Genomic DNA, 20,180 nt, shown 5'->3' with positions numbered 1-20,180 from the left:
ATTTAGTTACGGAATAAACCTTAGAATATATTTATATTACTTAAATATGACTTAAACAAATTAATTAATGTAGAGATGGATAATTAAAATGAACTCAGTTGCATCTATTGTTGATGTGTTACAAGGCAAAATTGCTGTTGGTAGCACAATTTCTGTTCAAGGTTGGGTAAGAACTCGACGTGATTCTAAAGCCGGTATTTCATTTTTGGCTGTTTATGACGGTTCTTGCTTTGATCCTATCCAAGCCGTTATTGAAAAAGATCTTCCTAATTATGAGCAAGATGTTTTACGTTTAACGGCAGGTTGTTCGGTTAAAGTCACCGGTAAAGTGGTTGAATCACCGGGTCAAGGTCAACAATATGAGCTGCAAGCAACGCAAGTAGAAGTATATGGGTTTGTTGATGACCCAGAAACCTACCCAATGGCAGCAAAACGTCACTCTATTGAATATCTTCGAGAAGTAGCACACTTACGTGCAAGAACCAATATTGTTGGTGCCATAACGCGTGTGCGCCATACGCTTGCGCAAGCAATTCATCAGTTTTTTGATGAACGTGGCTTTTTTTGGCTATCTACCCCAATTATTACCGCGTCTGATACTGAAGGCGCGGGTGAAATGTTTCGCGTTTCAACGCTTGATCTATTAAATCTTCCTAAATCAGATAATGGTAAAGTCGATTTTGATAAAGATTTTTTTGGTAAAGAAGCGTTTTTAACTGTTTCTGGGCAATTAAATGCTGAAACTTATGCTTGTGCGCTTTCTAAAGTGTATACTTTTGGTCCAACATTTAGGGCAGAGAACTCAAATACTACGCGCCATTTAGCCGAGTTTTGGATGATGGAACCTGAAGTAGCGTTCGCTAATCTAGATGATAACGCTAAGCTTGCCGAAGATATGCTCAAATATGTTTTTAAAGCCGTTCTAGAAAAACGAGCTGATGATATGCAATTTTTTGCTCAGCATGTCGATAAAGAAGCCATTAATCGACTTGAAAACTTTATTAAAGCTGATTTTGCGCAAGTGGATTACACTGACGCTATCACAATATTACAAAACTGTGATGCTAAGTTTGAAAATCCAGTCAGTTGGGGAATTGATTTAGCATCAGAACACGAACGTTATTTAGCTGAACAACATTTTAAAGCACCAGTAGTTGTTAAAAACTACCCTAAAGACATTAAAGCGTTTTATATGCGAATGAATGATGACGGTAAAACGGTAGCAGCAATGGATGTATTAGCCCCAGGAATTGGTGAAATCATTGGTGGCTCACAACGTGAAGAGCGTCTAGATATGTTAGATAAACGCATGGATGAATTAGGGCTCAAAAAAGAAGATTACTGGTGGTATCGTGATTTACGTCGTTATGGTACAGTGCCACATTCGGGATTTGGTCTTGGTTTTGAACGTTTAATTGTTTATGTGACTGGTGTGCAAAATGTACGCGACGTAATCCCGTTCCCAAGAACGCCACGTAATGCCAATTTTTAATTTAATCGAAAGTCCTCCCAAGTTTGATTAGAATTAAAAATTAACAAATTTTAATCTTTAATCGATTAAAAAATAATCTAACAGGATTGAATTTGGGGTTAGACATCACATTTAATTAAAAGTTCGCTTGATTTTAGAAAAAATTTATACATAATTTACGATACTGTAAAAAGTGAATAAAGATAATCTAAATATAATTATCTTTCGGATGAAGAATTTTTAAACAAAAATGACACTAAACTTATGGGATGTGTCTTTTTAAAAAAATAACCATGAGGGTAAAAAATGAAACGTAATCTATTAGCAATCGCTATCCCTGCACTTTTAGTTGCAGCTGGTGCAAATGCATCTATCGAAGTTTGGAACAAAGACGGTAATAAAGTTGATTTTTACGGTCGAGTAAAAGCAGCTAACCATATCACTGATCGTGGTCAAAAAGGCGAAGGTGATGATACTTCAGCTCGTTTAGGTATGTCAGGTCAAACTCAAATTACTGATAGCGTAACTGGCTATGGTCGTTGGGAATACGAAGCGAAAGCGGGTAAAAATTCTGATAATGAAGTGCGTTATGCATTTGCTGGTTTAAATTTTGGTGATGCTGGTTCATTCGATTATGGTCGTAATGACGGTGTGTTAAAAGCAATTACTGCTTATACTGACGTATTACCAGAATTTGGTGGTGATGCATCAAATAATGATTGGCATGTTCTTTCAGCTCGTACTAAAGCAGTTGCAACTTATCGTAACAACAACTTCTTCGGTTTAACTGACGATTTAAGCTTTGCATTACAATATGCTGATAATGGTGATAACTCAAATAAATATAGACAAGACTCTATCAGAGGCGAATCTCGTGAAGCCTATGGTGCAAATATTCAATGGAATATTTTTGACAGCGGTTTAACTGCTGGTGCGGGTTATGCTCAAACTTCAAACAGCAATGATCGTCAAAGTACTTGGGCTGGTGGTCTTAAATATGATAACTACAATCTATATTTAGCAGCTAACTACTTTCAAAGCAAACTGAAGAATAGCCTTGCTACTTATTATCATGATTCAGTAAATGATAAAGATTATTATTTGAGAAACACTGATTTGAAAGTCAGAGGATTTGAATTAGTTGCTCAATATGGTATTGATCTTGAGGTTGGTCGTTTAACTCCATCTTTAGCTTATGTCCAACACAAATTAAAATCTACTGATTATGATAATTTTTCTAAATATGGTTACCTTTGGAAATACAGAGGTTTCAATTCACCAGAAGTTAAGTATGTATCTTTAGGTGCGACTTATGATTTAAACAAAAACTTTAGTGCGATTGTTGAATATAAATTCAATCTTCTTGATCGTAAAGATATCGGTGCAGCAGATAATACAAAAACTCAGCGTGATCGTCACTTGAATAAACCAGGTACTAAAGACGTGTTAGGTGTTGGTTTAATTTACCAATTCTAATTGTTTCTTAATATCTTAAAAAAGGCACCTAGGTGCCTTTTTTTATCTCTTAAATCTCTTTCAAACCAAAAGCACATTTTGTTATTAAAATATTTTACATTAAGTATTAAAATAATCGTAAATTCGCAGAATTAATCTAATTATTATTGTTAAATAAGCAATATGTACAATAAGATCTATTTTATCTAATAAAAATAGATGTCACAGTAATAATATAATTGTTATTTGTTAACAATTATTTATTAAACCAAAGCAAAGTAATTTGCATCTTTAATAACATAAAATACCTATGAGGGTAAAAATGAAACGTAATCTATTAGCAATCGCTATTCCTGTGCTTTTAGTTGCAGGTGCTGCAAGCGCTTCTATCGAAGTGTGGAATAAAGATGGTAATAAAGTCGACTTTTATGGTCGAGTTTATGCATTAAATTATATCACTGATCGTAATAATCAAACTGGTGAAGGTGATAACACTACAGCACGTTTAGGTATGTCAGGTCAAACTCAAGTAACTGACGGCATAACGGGTTACGGTCGTTGGGAATACGAAGCTAAAACAGGTACTAATTCCGATAATGAAGTGCGTTATGCATTTGCGGGTTTGAACCTTGGTGATTTTGGTTCATTCGACTATGGTCGCAATGATGGTGTGTTAAAAACATTAACGTCTTATACTGATGTTTTACCAGAATTTGGTGGTGATGCTTCAAATAATGATCTTTATGCGTTAACCGCTCGAACAAAAGCCGTTGCTACTTATCGTAATTCAGATTTCTTTGGTTTAGCAAATGGTTTACGTTTTGCTGTTCAATATGCGGATAATGGTGATAATAGCTCAACTAGTTATTTAAATAACCATGTGCGTGATGATGATAAAAATGATAGTGCTGAAGCATGGGGTTCAGTTGTTGATTGGGATGTGCTTGATACGGGGTTATCAGTTGGTGCTGGTTATGCTCAAACTGGTGGTCATAAAGATGCTAAAGCATGGTCTGCAGGTGTAAAATATAATAACGCCAACCTTTATTTAGCGGCATTATATATTCAAGGCAAGCAAAAATATGGTTGGGATAATGCATCATCTATTCACCGTGCTAATGACTTAAAAACCAAAGGTTATGAACTTGTTGCTCAATATGGCATTGACTTTGAAGTAGGACGTTTAACACCATCAGTTGCTTATATCCAACATAAAGTTAAGGATGCATCTAGTTATTCAAGTGATGCAGGACTTAAAGGTAATGATTTAGCTAAATATGTTGATGTTGGTTTAACCTACGACTTTAACAAAAATCTACAAGCTATTATCGATTATAAAATCAACTTGTTAGATAAAAATGACATTGGTGCTCGTCGTGCTTTATATGAAGATGGTTCATTTACAAAATCACAAATCAATGGCACAACCAAAGATACAGTGGCACTTGGTTTAATTTATCAATTTTAATTGATTAAATTTTGGTATATTACAAAGGCACTTCGGTGCCTTTTTTATTATCTTTTACAAATTAAATATTTCTTGCACTTTAACTAATACTCTGTTAAAAAATTATAAAAATAATAATAAATCAGGATAATAATAATGCTTTATACCACACGCAAATTGCCAGCTAAAAAGAATATTGCTTTAGTTGCCCACGATCATTTGAAAGACTCTTTACTTAATTGGTGCAGAAAAAATCGTGAGGAACTTTCTCGTCATAATTTATGTGGCACGGGTACCACTGGAACATTAATAAAGCAAGAAATAGGGCTAAATATCACGCCAATGCTTAGTGGTCCTATGGGGGGCGATCAGCAAATAGGTGCTTTAATTGCTGAAGGTAAAATTGATATTTTAATCTTCTTTTGGGATCCACTTAATGCGGTGCCTCATGATCCCGATGTCAAAGCACTTTTACGGTTATCAACGGTTTGGAATATTCCTGTTGCTACTAATCAAGCTACAGCTAACGCATTAATTCAATCTTCTATTTTTACGCAGGAAGTTGACATTGAGATACCTGATTATCAAAGATATTTAGCTGAAAGAATCAAATAAATGCCAATACCATCTCAAATACGTAAAACTGGCAGACAAATACTGCTGCTTGATAATTTGTTTATTGTCTTAGGTTTTTATGTTGTTTTTCCACTTGTATCCACTCATTTTGTTAGCCAAGTGGGTTGGAGTGCTTTATTTGTTGGTTTTGCCTTAGGATTTAGGCAATTTGTACAACAAGGTTTTGGTATTATTGGTGGCGCTATTGCTGATCGTTTTGGTGCAAAACCTATGATTGTTGCTGGCCTGTTTTTACGTTGTGTTGGTTTTATTTTTATGGCAATTGCTAGCAATCCTTGGTTATTATTACTTTCTTGTTTATTTTCAGCGTTAGGAGGATTACTGTTTGATCCGCCTAGAATGGGGTTGACGATTAAATTTACGCGCCCTCACGAGCGTGGTAAATTTATATCATTATGATGATACAAGATAACGCTGGTGCTGTTATTGGTGCCCTTATTGGTGGTATTTTAATTGATTATGACTTCCATTTAGTCTGTTGGTGTGGCGCTTTTATTTTTTTCTTATGTGGTATTTTTAATATCTTTTTTCTGCCTGCTTATCATATTGCTATTGGCAAAACGCCTATTATTAGCGGTATGAAAATGGTTATAAAAGATAAGAAGTTTACACGTTATGTTCTTACGTTAACGGGGTATTATGTGTTGTGGGTACAAATTATGTTAATGTTGCCTTTAACAATTACAAGCGTATCAGGTAGTCCTAGTTATGTAAAATGGATGTATGCAATTCAAGCTGGGATTTCACTTTTACTTCTTTATCCTCTTGCTCGTTGGAGTGAAAAACGTTTCAGGTTAGATCAGCGTCTCAAATTTGGTCTATTTTTGATGTCAATGGCCTTTATTATTATTGGTTTTACCACACAATTATTAATATTATTATCGCTTATTGCGCTCTTTTATTTTGGCGCTATTATAGCTGAACCAGCACGAGAAACCTTATCAACAATGCTCAGTAACCCAAAAGCAAAAGGTAGCTATATGAGGTTTAGCCGTTTAGGGCTCGCCTTAGGTGGATTTATTGGTTATACAGGTGCGGGCTGGTTATATGATGTAGCAATAAAAATAGGGTTTCCACATATTCCTTGGATAGTACTGACTATAATTGGATTATTAACATTAAGTTATTTGCAATATCAATTTAAAAATGAGCCTCCAATACGATACTCTAAAATGAAAAAGATTGGCTAATTTCACCACCTTTAAATAGAATCGCTTCACTAGTATTGAGTTTATGCCATGTTTCATTGGATGTTAATGGTAGCGTAGAAATAATAGTCACGATATCATTAGGAGTAGTATGTTGTTGAAAATCAATTTCAACATCTTCATCCAGTAATTTTGCTTTACCAAATGGTGCTTTACGGGTGATCCAGTGTAAATTTGTTGTGCAGTAGGCAAAAACATATTGCCCATCGGACAGTAGCATATTAAAAATACCTAGTTGACTTAGTTGATTAGCGCATTGTTTGATAAAATTAAACAACTCAAGATCATCGCTAGGTTTTTGCGAATATTTTTGTTGTAATTGATTAATTAAATAACAAAAAGCATATTCGCTATCGGTTTCTCCAACTGGTTGAAATAGACCTGTATCTAAATCTTGGTAATTGGTTAGTTGTCCATTGTGCGCAAAAGTCCAGTTTCTTCCCCAAAGCTCGCGGGTGAATGGATGGGTATTTTCAAGTGCAACACCGCCACGGTTTGCTTGTCGAATATGAGCAATCACCGCTTTAGATTTTATTGGGTAATCTTTAACCATTTTCGCAATTATCGAATGGCAACAAGGCTCTGGATCTTTAAATGTTCGGCAGCCTTTACCTTCATAAAAAGTAATTCCCCAGCCATCTTTGTGAGGACCTTTGTCCCCACCACGTTTTATTAGGCTTGTAAAACTAAAACAAATATCGGTTGGCACATTGGCGCTCATACCCAATAATTCGCACATATTATTTAGCCATCTCTTTTTCAATAAGCATAATAAGAATATGAATAACTTTGATGTGAATCTCTTGCACACGATCAGCATAACCAAAGTGTGGAACACGAATATCAACATCGGCAAGCCCATTCATCTTACCACCATCTTTACCTGTTAATGTAATGATTTTCATTCCTTTTTGTTTTGCTATTTCAATTGCTTTAAGAACATTGGTTGAATTACCAGAAGTTGAAATACCCAAAAGCACATCGCCTTTTTGCCCAACTCCCTCAACATAACGAGAAAAAATATTATCAAACCCATAATCATTACCAACACAAGAAATATGACTTACATCAGATATTGCTATCGCTGGGTAAGCTGGACGGTTATCACGATAACGCCCTGTTAATTCTTCAGCAAAATGCATTGCATCACAATGAGAACCACCATTGCCACATGAAAGAACTTTGCCGCCTTGTTTAAATGAATCTGCAATTAAAATTGCTGCTTGTTGAATCTGTTCAAGGTTTTTATCATCCGAAACAAATTGAGTTAACACATCAATAGCTTGGTTTAACTCATTACGAATATTGTTAATGTACACTACTATTCTCCTCAATAAATTTATATACCATTTTAATTCGTTCCAAATAGCTTGCAAGTAATAAAATAAAATTCCCAATTTTGAACAATATTTTCAAAAAAGCATGTGTTTAAGTATAAAAAAGAATATCGAAATAAAAATAAACTAAAATTGTTACTATTAATAAAAAACAAAATGACAACAAAATTTAAATTAATTTTAATGTTAACAAGCGTTGTTTTTACAATAGTGAAATTCTTTGCATTTTTTTTAAATAATATCTTGTATATAACTTGGTCGTAACGCTATTTGCCAATAGGATAAGTCTTTAATTCGTGATACAATTTAATGAGTATTTTTCGCTTATAAAAAAGTGAAATAGCATTTAAAATAGAATCAATAAGGAATTGATATGCAAACAATTGAAGGTAAAGTAGCTGCGCCGAAAGCTAAAATTGCAATTGTGGTGGCACGTTTTAATCATTTTATTAATGATAGCCTAGTCAGTGGTGCAATTGATGCATTAACACGTATTGGGCAGGTCGATGATAAAAATATTACGGTTATCTGGGTTCCTGGTGCTTATGAAATTCCACTTGCCGCAAAAGTAGCTGCACAGTCAAAAAAATATGATGCAATTGTGGCATTAGGTACGGTTATTCGTGGAAGCACTGCACATTTTGATTTTGTTGCTGGTGAATCAAGTTCAGGTTTATTAAGTGCAAGCTTAGATAACACAATTCCTGTTGGATTTGGTATTTTAACTACTGAAAGTATCGAACAGGCCATTGAACGTGCAGGCACTAAAGCAGGTAATAAAGGTGCGGAAGCGGCATTAACTGCACTGGAAATGCTAAATATTATTAAAGCAATTAAGGAGTAATTTAGTGGCATTAATTAATCCTCGTCGTCGAGCAAGAGAGTGTGCGGTACAAGCAATTTACTCTTGGCAAGTTTCTAAAAACGATCTTGCTGATGTTGAGTCCAGCTTTATTGCAGAACAAGATATGAAAGGTGTTGATGCCAAGTACTTTCGTGAATTATTAAACGGTGTGGCAAAAAATACCGCCGAATTAGATGTCAAAATGACACCATACCTTACAGAACGTACTGTTGACGAATTAGGTCAAATTGAATTAGCGATACTTAGAATTGCGCTGTACGAATTAATGAAACGTCAAGATGTACCTTATAAAGTTGTGATTAACGAAGCTATCGATCTCACAAAAACGTTTGGTGCAGCTGACAGCCATAAATTTGTTAATGGTGTATTAGATAAAATCGCCCCAACTATTCGTACGCGATAATCGATTAATAGTGAGATTGATATGAACGACAATACCGAAAAAAGCAAACCAACTATTTTTTATGCTAAAAATAGTGAACCTAAAAAGCATTCTCGCTCAGCTCAAGAAAAGCCCATAGCGTGGAAAGGTAAGCGTAAGGATAATTCATCTCAGTTTAAGTCTAAACGTGATCGTAATGACCGTATTGAAACGTTTAAACCTAAGAATGACGAAACAAAGTTTGTCAAAAAACGTTTTACAGTTGAACTTAATCAATCTCAACTAGCTATTGACAATGGTTCACCATGGCAGAAAAAAGTGCGTGCAAATGACCAAACCCCCACATTTGGTTATGATGGCTATCGTCAACGCAAAGAAGAGACATTAGTCTATAGTGAAAATAGCTGTAAAGCGGTTTTCAAACATCGACGCACAGCCATTATTAAATTATTTATTGTTCAAGAAATGACTTATCAGTTTAAGGAATTAATCAACTGGTTAGTTCAGCAACGTTTAGGCTATGACGTTGTTACAAATGAACAATTGAATAAAATAACCGAAACGCCGCACCATGGTGGTGTCTGTTTAATTGTTAAAAAGCGCGCGCCACTTACATTATTGGATTATTTAGAAAGCAATCGTGATAAAGATCATGATTGTATTTTAGCGATTGACGATGTCAACAATCCTCATAATCTAGGTGGATTAATGCGAAGTGCAGCTTTTTATGGTGTTAATGGTGTTATGTTACGCCAAACCAATTTACTTGATAGTGGCTCAGCTATGCGAGTAGCCGAAGGTGGAATAGAAGCCGTTGCAGCAATTAAAAGTGACGATTTTATTGCCTCAATTGATATGCTTAAACAACATGGTTACCAAGTTGTTGCGCTATTGCCTTGTCAGATAAAATCCATTGCATCTACCGAATTGCATAAAACCCGATTTAACCAAAAAGTAGCTTTGGTTATTTTTCAGCAAATCAATATGAAGTTGGTTAATCATGCTGATGTCATCTTGCATTTACAAGGTAATGAAAATATGCCGGCACTTAATATTTCAGTAGCAACGGGTATTTTATTATCAAATTTGCAAAAGTAAATATTCGTACATTTTATCTTTCTCATTAGATTAACTAATGAGAAAGATAATAACGTTATTTTTCATCGATGATTAATATCAATAGCATCATTTGATTAGAAATAGGATTTTTTTTCTGTAGAGTGTGTAAGCAAGTATTTAAATATGTCGGTAGCAGTTATGTTGTCTAAATATAAAGTTGGTTTAATTTTTGGTAAGTTTTATCCTTTACATTGTGGTCATATTTATTTAATTGAAAAAGCTGCAAGCCAAGTTGATGAGTTGCATATTTTACTTGGTTGTGAAGCATCACGAGATAAACAACTATTTAATAAAAGCCGACTTTCTAAACAACCTCAAGTTAGTGATCGCTTTTCGTGGTTAAAAGAAACATTTAAAGATCGCCACAATATTCATATTCATGTTCTTGATGAAGCTGGCATTGAGTTTTACCCTAATGGATGGCAAGATTGGAGTGATCGTGTTAAGCACATCCTTGCTGAGCATAAAATAACTCCCGATGTTATTTTTACTAGTGAACCTCAAGATGTCAAAAACCATGAACACTATTTTGGTTGTTCAGTTTCCATTGTTGATGCTGATCGGCACTTTATGAATATCAGTGCCACACAAATCCGTGAAAACCCCTATAAAAACTGGTTATTTATTGCGCAATCGGCAAAGCCTTTTTTTGTTAAAAAAGTGGCTATTATTGGTCAAAATAGATTTTGTGACTTACCTATTCAACTTGCTAATATTTATAATACTAATTATGTGTCAAATGGTTATATTAATTATATTGAGCGAGAAATCTCAATTTTTCATAACAAGCGTTATTTGAGTGAATCCGATTATATTAAAATTGCAATGCTACATGTTGAACGACTATCAAAAGCAGTTGAAACTGCGAATAAACTTGTTTTTACCTCAATTGATTTTGAAACATTAGCGCAGTATTACAACCAAATCTTTGAAAAAGAAAATGAAGTTTTAAAAGCTCTTAAAGACAGTTATCATTTTGATTTGGTTATTCACGAAAAAGACTTAAAACAGCAATGCTCCCAACTGGAATATTTTGAAACAATTTCAAAGAAGGTTGAAGCATTATTGATTTAGTTCATCACATTTATGATGGCTTGTGTTAAAATAAGCTAAATATTTGTGCTAGGTAAATTTTATGTCTCAATCTTCTGATAAATCAGACAACACAGACCAAGAAAACATTGATTTTGGTTACACACAAGTACCCAAACAAGAAAAAGTAAAACGTGTGGCTGAAGTATTTCACTCAGTTGCTGATAAATATGATGTCATGAATGATCTCATGTCATTTGGTATCCATCGAATTTGGAAAAAAATCACCATTGAATATAGTAGTGTGCGCAAAGGTCAAAAAGTTTTAGACCTTGCTGGTGGCACAGGTGATTTAACTGCAAAATTTTCACAACTTGTTGGCGATGATGGATTAGTTATTTTAGCCGATATTAACGAATCAATGTTAAAAGTTGGGCGAGATAAATTACGCGACAAAGGCTTAATTAAAAATATTGAATATGTACAAGCAAATGCTGAAGAACTTCCTTTTGCTGATAACTATTTTGATTGTATCACTATTTCATTTGGTTTACGCAATGTGACCGATAAAGAAAAAGCCTTACGCTCTATGTGGCGTGTATTGAAGCCGGGTGGGCGTTTATTAATTCTTGAATTTTCTAAACCACAATATCAAATTTTAAATAAAGCCTATGATCTTTATTCATTTACCATGTTACCGCTAATGGGTAAAATTGTAGCAAATGATTCTGAAAGTTATCGCTATTTAGCCGAATCGATTCGTATGCATCCAGATCAAAATACATTGAAAAAAATGATGGAAGATGCTGGATTTGTTGATGTGAAATATCACAATATGACTGGTGGCATTGTAGCATTACATACTGGCTTTAAATTTTGATGCGATGAAACATAATGACATTCTTTCGAATTTTTAAAATATTAACCGTATTTCGAGCTTATCAATTAAATGAACTGTTACCTAAACACCGTTCATCAAAATGGCTTCGCACTTTGTTATTCTGTCTTTTTTGGATTAGACCTAAAGCAAAACATCAAGAAATTGGTGAGCGTTTACGGCAAGCATTGCAAGAGTTAGGACCAGTTTGGATCAAATTTGGGCAAATGCTCTCAACTCGGCGCGATGTTTTACCGAAAGACATAGCAAATGCTTTAGCTAAATTACAAGATCAAGTTGATCCTTTTGATGGAAAAATTGCCAAACACCTGATTGAACAAGCATTAGAAAAACCAATTGATTATTATTTCAGTGATTTTGACGAGAAACCACTCGCATCAGCATCAATTGCACAAGTTCACACTGCGATATTAAAGTCTAGTCAGGCCGAGGTTGTTATCAAAGTTTTGCGGCCTAATATTTTATCTGTTATCCAAGCCGATATTGGTTTAATGTATTGGGTTGCCAACCAATTTACAAAACGAATAAAATCAGGCGAAAGATTACGCGCGGTTGAAATCGTGCATGATTATGAAATAACGCTATTAAAAGAGTTAGATCTACGCAAAGAAGCTTATAACACAGCTAGATTGCGTAACAATTTTATCAATAGCGATGTTTTATATATTCCTTATGTATACCAAGATTTATGTCGAAAAACTATTATAGTTGAAGAACGTATTAAAGGTGTACCAATTGCCGATATTGACTTACTTAAACAACATAATGTTAATATGAAATTACTTGCTGAACGAGGTGTTCAAACCTTTTTTACTCAAGTTTTTCGTGATAACTTTTTCCACGCTGATATGCATCCCGGTAATATTTTTGTTGATATTACCGATCCACAAAATCCACGCTATATTGGCATTGATTGTGCCATTGTTGGTATATTGAGCAATGACGACCAGCACTACCTTGCTGAAAATTTCTTAGCATTTTTTAATCGAGATTATCAAAAAATAGCTGAAACTTATATTGCATCAGGTTGGGTTCCTGCAAATACTGATGTCATTGCTCTCGAAATGGCAATGCGCAATGTTTGTGAACCTATATTTGCCAAACCACTGGCTGAAATCTCATTTTCACAAATTTTACTGCAATTATTTCAAGTAGCAGGGCAATTTGAAATGGATATTCAACCCCAACTTACCCTTCTTGAAAAAACGCTCTTTTATATTGAAGGACTTGGTCGTCAGCTTTATCCTGAACTTGATTTATGGCAAACGGCAAAACCATTTTTAGAAGAGTGGTATCAAGATAAATACAGCGCAAAAAAGATACTACAACAAGCTTGGGGAGCACTACCTAAATGGCGCAATATATTGCCTCAATTACCAGATAAATTAAACAATTACGAACGCATCACCAAACAGATGAATGTACAGCTAAAGCAAATTGAACAACAATTACAGCGAAGCAAAAAACGTGAACGAAACTTACATGGAATACTTGGATTAGTTTGTGTTTTATGTATTACTATACTGATAGCCAATTAAAACGGGACACTAACAATACACATTAAGTTGGACATATTTGGAATATTATAATTTACGTGTATAATTTGGTTTAATACCACCATTGGAGACAATCATCATGATGCCAAGCTTACCGCAACTACTCATATTAATAGCTGTAGTCGTATTATTATTCGGAACAAAAAAATTACGTTCATTAGGCTCAGATCTTGGTGAGTCAATTAAAGGTTTTAAAAAAGCGATGAGTGATGATGACGGTAAAAAAGATAGTGGTAATTCACAAAAAATCGAAAATACCGAATCATCTGATACTAATACCAATAATAACAAAGAAGAGTAACCCGTGTTTGATATCAGCTTTGGGCAATTATTATTAGTATTAATTATTGGTCTGGTGGTATTAGGGCCAGAACGATTGCCTATTGCAATAAAAACAGTGGCAGGGTGGATAAAAGTATTACGCCGAATGTCAGCCACGGTACAGTTAGAATTAAATAAAGAACTAAAATTACAAGAATTACAAGATAGCCTGAAAAAAGCTGAACAAAGTGGGTTAACTACGCTTACGCCAGAAATTCAAGAATCTATTGATGACTTGAAACGTGTAACAGAATCATTAAAAAATGAAATCAACTCGGCAACGCAAATCGAACCACAAACACAAGTTGATTCACAAACACATTCAGATAAAAAATCATGACAGACGACGCTACTCAACCATTAATTGGGCATCTTGTTGAACTTAGAACACGGCTTCTACGCTCAATCATCTGTATTTTGCTGGTCTTAGCCTGTTTGCTCTATTTTTCTAATGATATTTATCATATTGTGGCAAATCCGCTCATTAGCCAGTTACCTCAAGGTAGTAGTATGATCGCAACCGATATTGCTGCGCCATTTTTTACACCGATTAAACTGACTGCAGTGGTGGCAATATTCATCTCTATACCGTATGTGTTATACCAAATTTGGGGCTTTATTGCACCAGCACTTTACCAACACGAAAGACGCTTGGTTATGCCTTTAATTGTATCAAGCACGATCCTTTTTTATATGGGTATAGCGTTTGCTTACTTTGTGGTGTTTCCACTAGCATTTTACTTTTTTATTCATACCGCACCGATTGACGTAGCAATCAACACCGACATTACCAAATACCTTGATTTTGTTATGACTCTTTTTGTGGTATTTGGTTTTGCTTTTGAAGTACCTGTTGCGATTATTTTAATCTGCTGGACAGGTATCACTACACCTAAAAGTTTACGTAAAAAACGCCCATATATTATTGTTGGTGTATTTGCTATTGCCATGTTTGTTACACCACCCGATGTATTTTCACAAATATTATTAGCTGTACCTATCTGTTTACTGTTTGAAATTGGTACTTTTTTTGCAAGGTTCTATCAACCACGCAAAAAGGACAATGATGATGAGTATTATCATGACTCAAACAATGAACAATAAATAAGGGAATAGTGATTAAAATGATAAGTAAAGGATAAGTATTGATAATGAAAACATCATTACCAGATTTTAATTGTGCCAATGTATTAGTTGTTGGCGATATTATGTTAGATCGCTATTGGTATGGGGGAACTAACCGCATATCACCCGAAGCCCCAGTACCTGTAGTTAAAATAGACTCTCTAGAAGAAAGACCCGGTGGTGCAGCCAATGTTGCAATGAATATTACTTCACTTTGTGGTAATGCACGATTGATTGGATTAACTGGGATTGATGAACCAGCTAAAATTCTTGATGAACAGTTAAGTAAACACAAAGTACAATGTGATTTTGTTTCTGTTTCAACTCACCCAACCATTACCAAACTGCGGGTCTTATCACGCAATCAACAACTGATCCGAATTGATTTTGAAGAAGGTTTTGGCAATGTCGAGCCTGCGCCTATTCTTGAACGTATTCAAACAGCCTTGAAGACCAATAAAGTATTAGTTCTGTCGGATTATGCCAAAGGTGCATTATCAGCAGTTCAAGCAATGATTAAGCTGGCAAATCAAGCCAATGTGCCAATTTTAGTTGACCCAAAAGGTACCGATTTTGAGCGTTACCGTGATGCAACATTATTAACACCAAACATGACTGAATTTGAAGCGGTAGTTGGGCATTGCCAAAATGAAGAAGAGATTATCGAAAAAGGTTATCAACTTATCAAAAAGTATGATCTCAAAGCCTTGCTTGTCACGCGTAGTGAAAAGGGCATGACACTACTCCAATTAAACAAACCGATTTACCACCTGCCAACTCAAGCCAAAGAAGTCTTTGATGTCACTGGTGCAGGCGATACCGTCATTGCGACATTAGCCGCAGCCTTAGCTGCTGGGCAGTCTTTAGAAGAAAGCTGCTTTTTAGCCAATGCCGCAGCGGGTGTGGTTGTGGGCAAACTTGGTACATCGACCGTTTCACAAGTCGAACTAGAAAATGCCATCCGCGCTCGAGCTGATGATGGTTTTGGCGTTATGAGCGAAGACGAGCTAAAAGAAGAAGTCAAAAAAGCACGAATGCGTGGCGAAAAAATTGTCATGACTAATGGTTGTTTTGATATTTTACATGCCGGACATGTCTCTTATTTAGCAAATGCTCGAAAACTTGGTGATCGACTAATTGTTGCAGTAAATAGCGATGCCTCGGTTAAAAAACTAAAAGGCGAATCAAGACCAATTAACCCACTCATGCAACGAATGATTGTACTAGGTGCACTTGATTCGGTTGATTGGGTTGTTCCATTTGAAGAAGAAACCCCACAACGACTCATTGCTAATATCTTACCTGATGTCTTAGTCAAAGGTGGCGACTATAAACCCGAAGATATTGCTGGGGGTAAAGAAGTTATTGCGGCTGGCGGAAGCGTTAAAGTGCTTAATTTTGAAGATGGTTGCTCAACGACCAATATTATTAATGCAATCAAAAATCGCTAAATACGACTATCAAGCAAATCGGTTACTTCAATAAGTAACCGATAACAAGTAACCGATCTGTTTTAAAACCGCAAAACTCAGTTGTTTATCTTCTTATTTTAATAGCACTTTAAAGCAAATTAGAAAGTCATCAAAAAACACGCACAACGTTAATCACATCTTTAATAAAAGAAGCGATATCAGTTATTGTATAATCAATCGTTAATAACTATCATTAAATTTAAAAATTAACACTTTTTTTATTATTCACTTTATGCAAAGCTATTACACAATATAGAAAAATCAGTACAGAGGATATTTAATGACCAAACATTATGATTATATCGCCATTGGTGGTGGTAGTGGGGGGATAGCATCAGTTAACCGAGCTGCGTCTTATGGCAAAAAGTGTGCGATTATTGAAGCAAAATTATTAGGTGGCACATGTGTTAACGTTGGCTGTGTTCCAAAAAAAGTGATGTGGTATGGGGCGCAAATAGCTGAAGCTATTAATCATTATGGACCTGATTATGGTTTTGATACGACTATTAATCAATTTAGCTGGGATAAATTAATTGCCAGTCGAAGCGCTTATATTGATCGAATTCACCAATCTTATGATCGTGTGCTGACTAATAATAACGTTGATGTGATTCAAGGTTATGCTAAATTTGTTGATGCTCATACTGTTGAAGTCAATGGTCAGCAGTATAGTGCCGATCACATATTGATCGCTGTTGGTGGAAAACCAACCATTCCTAATATCCCTGGCGCGGAATATGGTATTACATCGGATGGTTTTTTTGCGCTAAACGCATTACCTAAACGGGTTGCTGTTGTTGGGGCTGGCTATATTGCTTGTGAAATTGCCAGCGTACTGCATGCACTTGGCGCGCAAACGCACCAATTTATTCGCCATGCCACACCATTGCGCACTTTTGATCCATTAATTATTGAAACCTTAATGGAAGTCATTAAAACAGAAGGGCAACAACTTCACACTTTTGCCATTCCAAAATCTGTTACTAAAAATAGTGATGAATCATTAACTCTAACGCTAGAAAATGGTGAAACTTACACTGTAGATTGCCTTATTTGGGCGATAGGTCGTCAGCCAGCAACAGAGGATATGAACTTAAATGCAGCAGGTATTCATGTTGATAATAAAGGCTTTGTTATCGTAGATAAATACCAAAACACCAATGTGTCAGGTATTTATTCTGTTGGTGATGACACAGGGGCTCTAGCACTAACACCTGTTGCTGTTGCAGCTGGTCGCCGCTTATCAGAAAGACTTTTTAACAATAAACCTGACGAACATTTAGACTATAATAATATTCCAACAGTGGTATTTACTCACCCAGCTATTGGAACTGTGGGCTTAACTGAACCAGAAGCTGTACAGCAATTTGGTAAACAAAATGTCAAAGTTTATACCTCCACTTTTACTGCTATGTACACCGCAGTAACAACGCACCGTCAACCATGTAGAATGAAATTAGTCTGTGTCGGGGATAATGAAAAAATTGTTGGCATTCATGGTATTGGTTATGGCATGGACGAAATGTTACAAGGCTTTGCGGTAGCACTAAAAATGGGTGCAACGAAAAAAGACTTTGATAATACCGTTGCTATTCACCCAACTGCAGCTGAAGAATTTGTGACTATGCGCTAATTTAATTATGATTGTAAAAATAAAAAAAGCAGGCAATTGTCCTGTTTTTTTTATTTTTTATTAACTAATTGGTCGATTGATCACGCCAACCATTTTTGGCTAATGGATAAAAACCGACAGCTACTGCAATTAATGCCACAAAAGAAATATAAATGCCTGCTCCCAAATAACTATACTCTCCTAATAAATGTTCAGGACTTAATAGATAAAGTGTTAATGTTGGTGTAATAGCACTAAATAACGCATAAGCTAAATTATAAGAAAACGACAAACCAGAATAACGGATTGCAGGGGGAAACGTTCTTGTTCCAATAATTGGTGTCATAGCGACAGATCCGATAAAAAGCCCAAACACTGCCCAAATTACATAAAGTTTGGCGATTGACATATCAGGCGATAAAGAACTATAAAAACATAAACTAGAAATAGCAAGTCCACCCCAACAAATGATTACAGTTTTTGTTGAACCGAGCTTATCATCTAACCAACCAAAAACGATACAACCTAATGTCAAGGTTAAAGCGGCAATACAGCCACCGATCCGCCAATCAAGGTTAGCAAAATGATACATATTGCCAACTATACGTCCCGGCGTAATTAAAATTCCCACCATAATTGCTGTGGACAATGACCATGTTAACAATGCAACAATCAGGCAAGCCGTTTTGTGTTTTTGTAGTACAGTAACAACAGGAATATTTTTTTCAATCGCCTTGCGTGCGGCTAATTCCTTGAAAATGGGGGTTTCAGACAAAAAGCGGCGCAAATAAACGGAAATCACACCAAAAACACCACCAATAATAAACGGAATACGCCATGCATAATCTAAAATATTTTGTTTAGTAAAACACAAATCAATAATAATTGTGACAATAAAACCAAGTAAAATACCGCCAGTAATTCCTGATGTTAATGTACCTACACCCAGTCCATAACGTTGCTTTGGTACATGCTCGGCAATGAATACCCAAGCTCCGGGCATTTCGCCACCGATGGCGGCACCTTGCAACATTCTCATGATCAAAAGCAATAGTGGTGCAAAAATACCGATCATTTCATAAGTCGGTAAAACCCCGATGATAAACGTCGGTAGCGCCATCATTGCGACACTAAGGGTGAACATCTTTTTACGTCCCACCTTATCGCCAAAATGCGCCATAATAATACCACCCACAGGGCGAACTAAATAACCAGCAGCAAAAATACCCCAAGCAAACAAATCTAACGTTAAAGGCGATAATGTATGAGGTAAAAATAGTGGTTTAACGATGGTATCAATATAAAGTGCGTAAATAACAAAATCATAAAACTCGAGTGTACCGCCTAAAGACGATAAAAATAATGTTTTTAAATCCTTACTATTTAATGGCCGCGCATTGGGTTGCCATTGTGCATTGATTTCAGACTGATTCATGAACTAACCTTATTCTTATTGTTAAATTGAGATAGAAAATCAAGAAAATGTATTTTTTTTGACTGAATCTTATAAAGAGTCCTCATTTTGCCACAAAAAAAAGTCTTTTTTTCCATCATAAAAAAATTTAATGAATGACATTAAACTGCATATTTGGTTTATAATCTTAAATTATTTATATTTTATTGGATAACCGATCTCATTATTTATCATGTGGTTAATCTAAAAGGATCATTTAATGACAAATCAAAAAGTAAAACGTTGCAGTTGGGTTACAAACGATCCGCTCTATATTGCTTATCATGACAACGAATGGGGCATTCCCCAATATGATAGCCTTAAGTTATTTGAAAAAATCTGCTTGGAAGGGCAACAAGCGGGGTTATCTTGGATCACAGTACTGAAAAAACGAGACGAGTATCGCCGTTGTTTTTTTGATTTTAATCCTGAAAAAATTGTTCAACTCACTGCACAAGATATTGAATTATTTATGGAGAACAAAGGGTTAATACGCAATCGCTTAAAGCTCAATAGCATAATCAAAAATGCCCAAGCTTATTTATTGATGCAAAAAAATAATGAAGATTTTTCTCAATTTATTTGGTCTTTTGTTGATGGTAAACCGATCACTCATCATTACAAAGACAAAAGCGAATTACCAGTTAGCACTGAAACATCTGACAAAATGTCAAAAGCACTTAAAAAGAAGGGCTTTAGTTTTGTTGGCTCTACTATTTGTTATGCATTTATGCAATCTATGGGATTAGTCAATGACCATTTTGAAGATTGCTTTAAAAAAGGAATTTAAG

Annotated in this window: 17 protein-coding genes and 3 pseudogenes; 17 read left to right on the top strand and 3 right to left on the bottom strand. The window is 35.3% G+C overall.

Annotated elements, in window-relative coordinates:
• The first annotated feature begins 88 nt into the window (after positions 1 to 88).
• The 5 genes and pseudogenes from asnS (at position 89) to mdtH (ending at position 6,199) form a co-directional block, all read left to right on the top strand.
• Positions 89 to 1,492, top strand: coding sequence for an asparagine--tRNA ligase (gene asnS / locus GQ594_RS03300; protein WP_160411420.1), 1,404 nt, complete (start codon positions 89 to 91; stop codon positions 1,490 to 1,492).
• A 285-nt stretch (positions 1,493 to 1,777) separates the two neighbouring features.
• Entirely contained in the window at positions 1,778 to 2,947 is a 1,170-nt protein-coding gene (locus GQ594_RS03295) for a porin (RefSeq protein WP_160411419.1), read from the top strand.
• A gap of 301 nt (positions 2,948 to 3,248) precedes the next feature.
• Positions 3,249 to 4,394, top strand: a complete 1,146-nt coding sequence (locus GQ594_RS03290) for a porin (protein ID WP_160411418.1) — start codon at positions 3,249 to 3,251, stop codon at positions 4,392 to 4,394.
• Positions 4,395 to 4,529: 135 nt separating this feature from the next.
• Complete coding sequence (locus GQ594_RS03285) at positions 4,530 to 4,988, top strand: methylglyoxal synthase (protein ID WP_160411417.1); 459 nt, start codon at positions 4,530 to 4,532, stop codon at positions 4,986 to 4,988.
• Positions 4,989 to 6,199: pseudogene (gene mdtH, locus GQ594_RS03280) on the top strand (multidrug efflux MFS transporter MdtH).
• On the opposite strand, the gene GQ594_RS03275 reads toward mdtH, so the two are convergent.
• Together GQ594_RS03275 and lpcA are read right to left on the bottom strand one after the other, a co-directional pair.
• On the bottom strand, positions 6,177 to 6,956 hold the full coding sequence (locus GQ594_RS03275) for a class II glutamine amidotransferase (protein ID WP_160411416.1): 780 nt from the start codon (positions 6,954 to 6,956) through the stop codon (positions 6,177 to 6,179). The pseudogene mdtH and the gene GQ594_RS03275 sit on opposite strands and share 23 nt — an antisense overlap.
• 1 nt (position 6,957) lies before the next feature.
• Complete coding sequence (lpcA, locus tag GQ594_RS03270; RefSeq protein ID WP_160401341.1) at positions 6,958 to 7,536, bottom strand: D-sedoheptulose 7-phosphate isomerase; 579 nt, start codon at positions 7,534 to 7,536, stop codon at positions 6,958 to 6,960.
• Between the two features lie 391 nt (positions 7,537 to 7,927).
• On the opposite strand from lpcA, the gene ribH reads away from it, so the two are divergent.
• The 11 genes and pseudogenes from ribH to gorA all read left to right on the top strand — a co-directional run bounded on the left by ribH (position 7,928) and on the right by gorA (position 17,957).
• Positions 7,928 to 8,398 carry a 6,7-dimethyl-8-ribityllumazine synthase gene (gene ribH, locus GQ594_RS03265; RefSeq protein ID WP_160411415.1) on the top strand — a complete coding sequence of 157 codons (471 nt, stop codon included), beginning with the start codon at positions 7,928 to 7,930 and terminating at the stop codon, positions 8,396 to 8,398.
• A 13-nt stretch (positions 8,399 to 8,411) separates the two neighbouring features.
• Positions 8,412 to 8,822, top strand: a complete 411-nt coding sequence (gene nusB / locus GQ594_RS03260) for a transcription antitermination factor NusB (RefSeq protein WP_160401365.1) — start codon at positions 8,412 to 8,414, stop codon at positions 8,820 to 8,822.
• A gap of 21 nt (positions 8,823 to 8,843) precedes the next feature.
• The gene (locus GQ594_RS03255; RefSeq protein ID WP_160411414.1) at positions 8,844 to 9,899 is read left to right on the top strand and encodes a TrmH family RNA methyltransferase; all 1,056 of its coding nucleotides are present in this window, start codon (positions 8,844 to 8,846) and stop codon (positions 9,897 to 9,899) included.
• A 135-nt stretch (positions 9,900 to 10,034) separates the two neighbouring features.
• A pseudogene (gene nadR / locus GQ594_RS03250) lies at positions 10,035 to 10,994 on the top strand (multifunctional transcriptional regulator/nicotinamide-nucleotide adenylyltransferase/ribosylnicotinamide kinase NadR); the annotation flags it as partial.
• Positions 10,995 to 11,055: 61 nt separating this feature from the next.
• On the top strand, positions 11,056 to 11,832 hold the full coding sequence (gene ubiE, locus GQ594_RS03245) for a bifunctional demethylmenaquinone methyltransferase/2-methoxy-6-polyprenyl-1,4-benzoquinol methylase UbiE (protein WP_160411412.1): 777 nt from the start codon (positions 11,056 to 11,058) through the stop codon (positions 11,830 to 11,832).
• A 14-nt stretch (positions 11,833 to 11,846) separates the two neighbouring features.
• A complete protein-coding gene (gene ubiB, locus GQ594_RS03240) occupies positions 11,847 to 13,388 on the top strand; it encodes a ubiquinone biosynthesis regulatory protein kinase UbiB (protein WP_160411411.1) in 1,542 nt (513 codons plus the stop codon).
• Positions 13,389 to 13,485: 97 nt separating this feature from the next.
• Positions 13,486 to 13,707 (top strand): twin-arginine translocase TatA/TatE family subunit, encoded by a 222-nt coding sequence (gene tatA / locus GQ594_RS12385; protein ID WP_160401364.1) that lies wholly within the window; start codon positions 13,486 to 13,488, stop codon positions 13,705 to 13,707.
• Between the two features lie 3 nt (positions 13,708 to 13,710).
• Positions 13,711 to 14,004: pseudogene (gene tatB, locus GQ594_RS03230) on the top strand (Sec-independent protein translocase protein TatB); the annotation flags it as partial.
• A 59-nt stretch (positions 14,005 to 14,063) separates the two neighbouring features.
• Positions 14,064 to 14,831: a twin-arginine translocase subunit TatC gene (tatC, locus tag GQ594_RS03225; RefSeq protein WP_160401334.1), complete on the top strand. Its 768-nt coding sequence runs from the start codon at positions 14,064 to 14,066 to the stop codon at positions 14,829 to 14,831.
• 47 nt (positions 14,832 to 14,878) lie between these two features.
• The gene (hldE, locus tag GQ594_RS03220) at positions 14,879 to 16,303 is read left to right on the top strand and encodes a bifunctional D-glycero-beta-D-manno-heptose-7-phosphate kinase/D-glycero-beta-D-manno-heptose 1-phosphate adenylyltransferase HldE (protein WP_160411409.1); all 1,425 of its coding nucleotides are present in this window, start codon (positions 14,879 to 14,881) and stop codon (positions 16,301 to 16,303) included.
• A gap of 301 nt (positions 16,304 to 16,604) precedes the next feature.
• Complete coding sequence (gorA, locus tag GQ594_RS03215; RefSeq protein ID WP_160401332.1) at positions 16,605 to 17,957, top strand: glutathione-disulfide reductase; 1,353 nt, start codon at positions 16,605 to 16,607, stop codon at positions 17,955 to 17,957.
• A gap of 64 nt (positions 17,958 to 18,021) precedes the next feature.
• On the opposite strand, the gene GQ594_RS03210 is transcribed toward gorA, so the two are convergent.
• On the bottom strand, positions 18,022 to 19,371 hold the full coding sequence (locus GQ594_RS03210) for an MFS transporter (protein WP_160401331.1): 1,350 nt from the start codon (positions 19,369 to 19,371) through the stop codon (positions 18,022 to 18,024).
• Between the two features lie 238 nt (positions 19,372 to 19,609).
• Between GQ594_RS03210 and GQ594_RS03205 the strand changes: the two genes are divergently transcribed.
• Positions 19,610 to 20,179 carry a DNA-3-methyladenine glycosylase I gene (locus GQ594_RS03205; protein WP_160401330.1) on the top strand — a complete coding sequence of 190 codons (570 nt, stop codon included), beginning with the start codon at positions 19,610 to 19,612 and terminating at the stop codon, positions 20,177 to 20,179.
• The last annotated feature ends 1 nt before the right edge of the window (position 20,180 follow it).

Origin of the sequence: Gilliamella sp. Pra-s52, assembly GCF_009795805.1 — a bacterium.
Lineage (GTDB): Bacteria > Pseudomonadota > Gammaproteobacteria > Enterobacterales > Orbaceae > Gilliamella.
The sequence above is the reverse complement of the archived record's forward strand: the minus strand, read 5'-3'. Positions and strand labels throughout refer to the sequence as shown.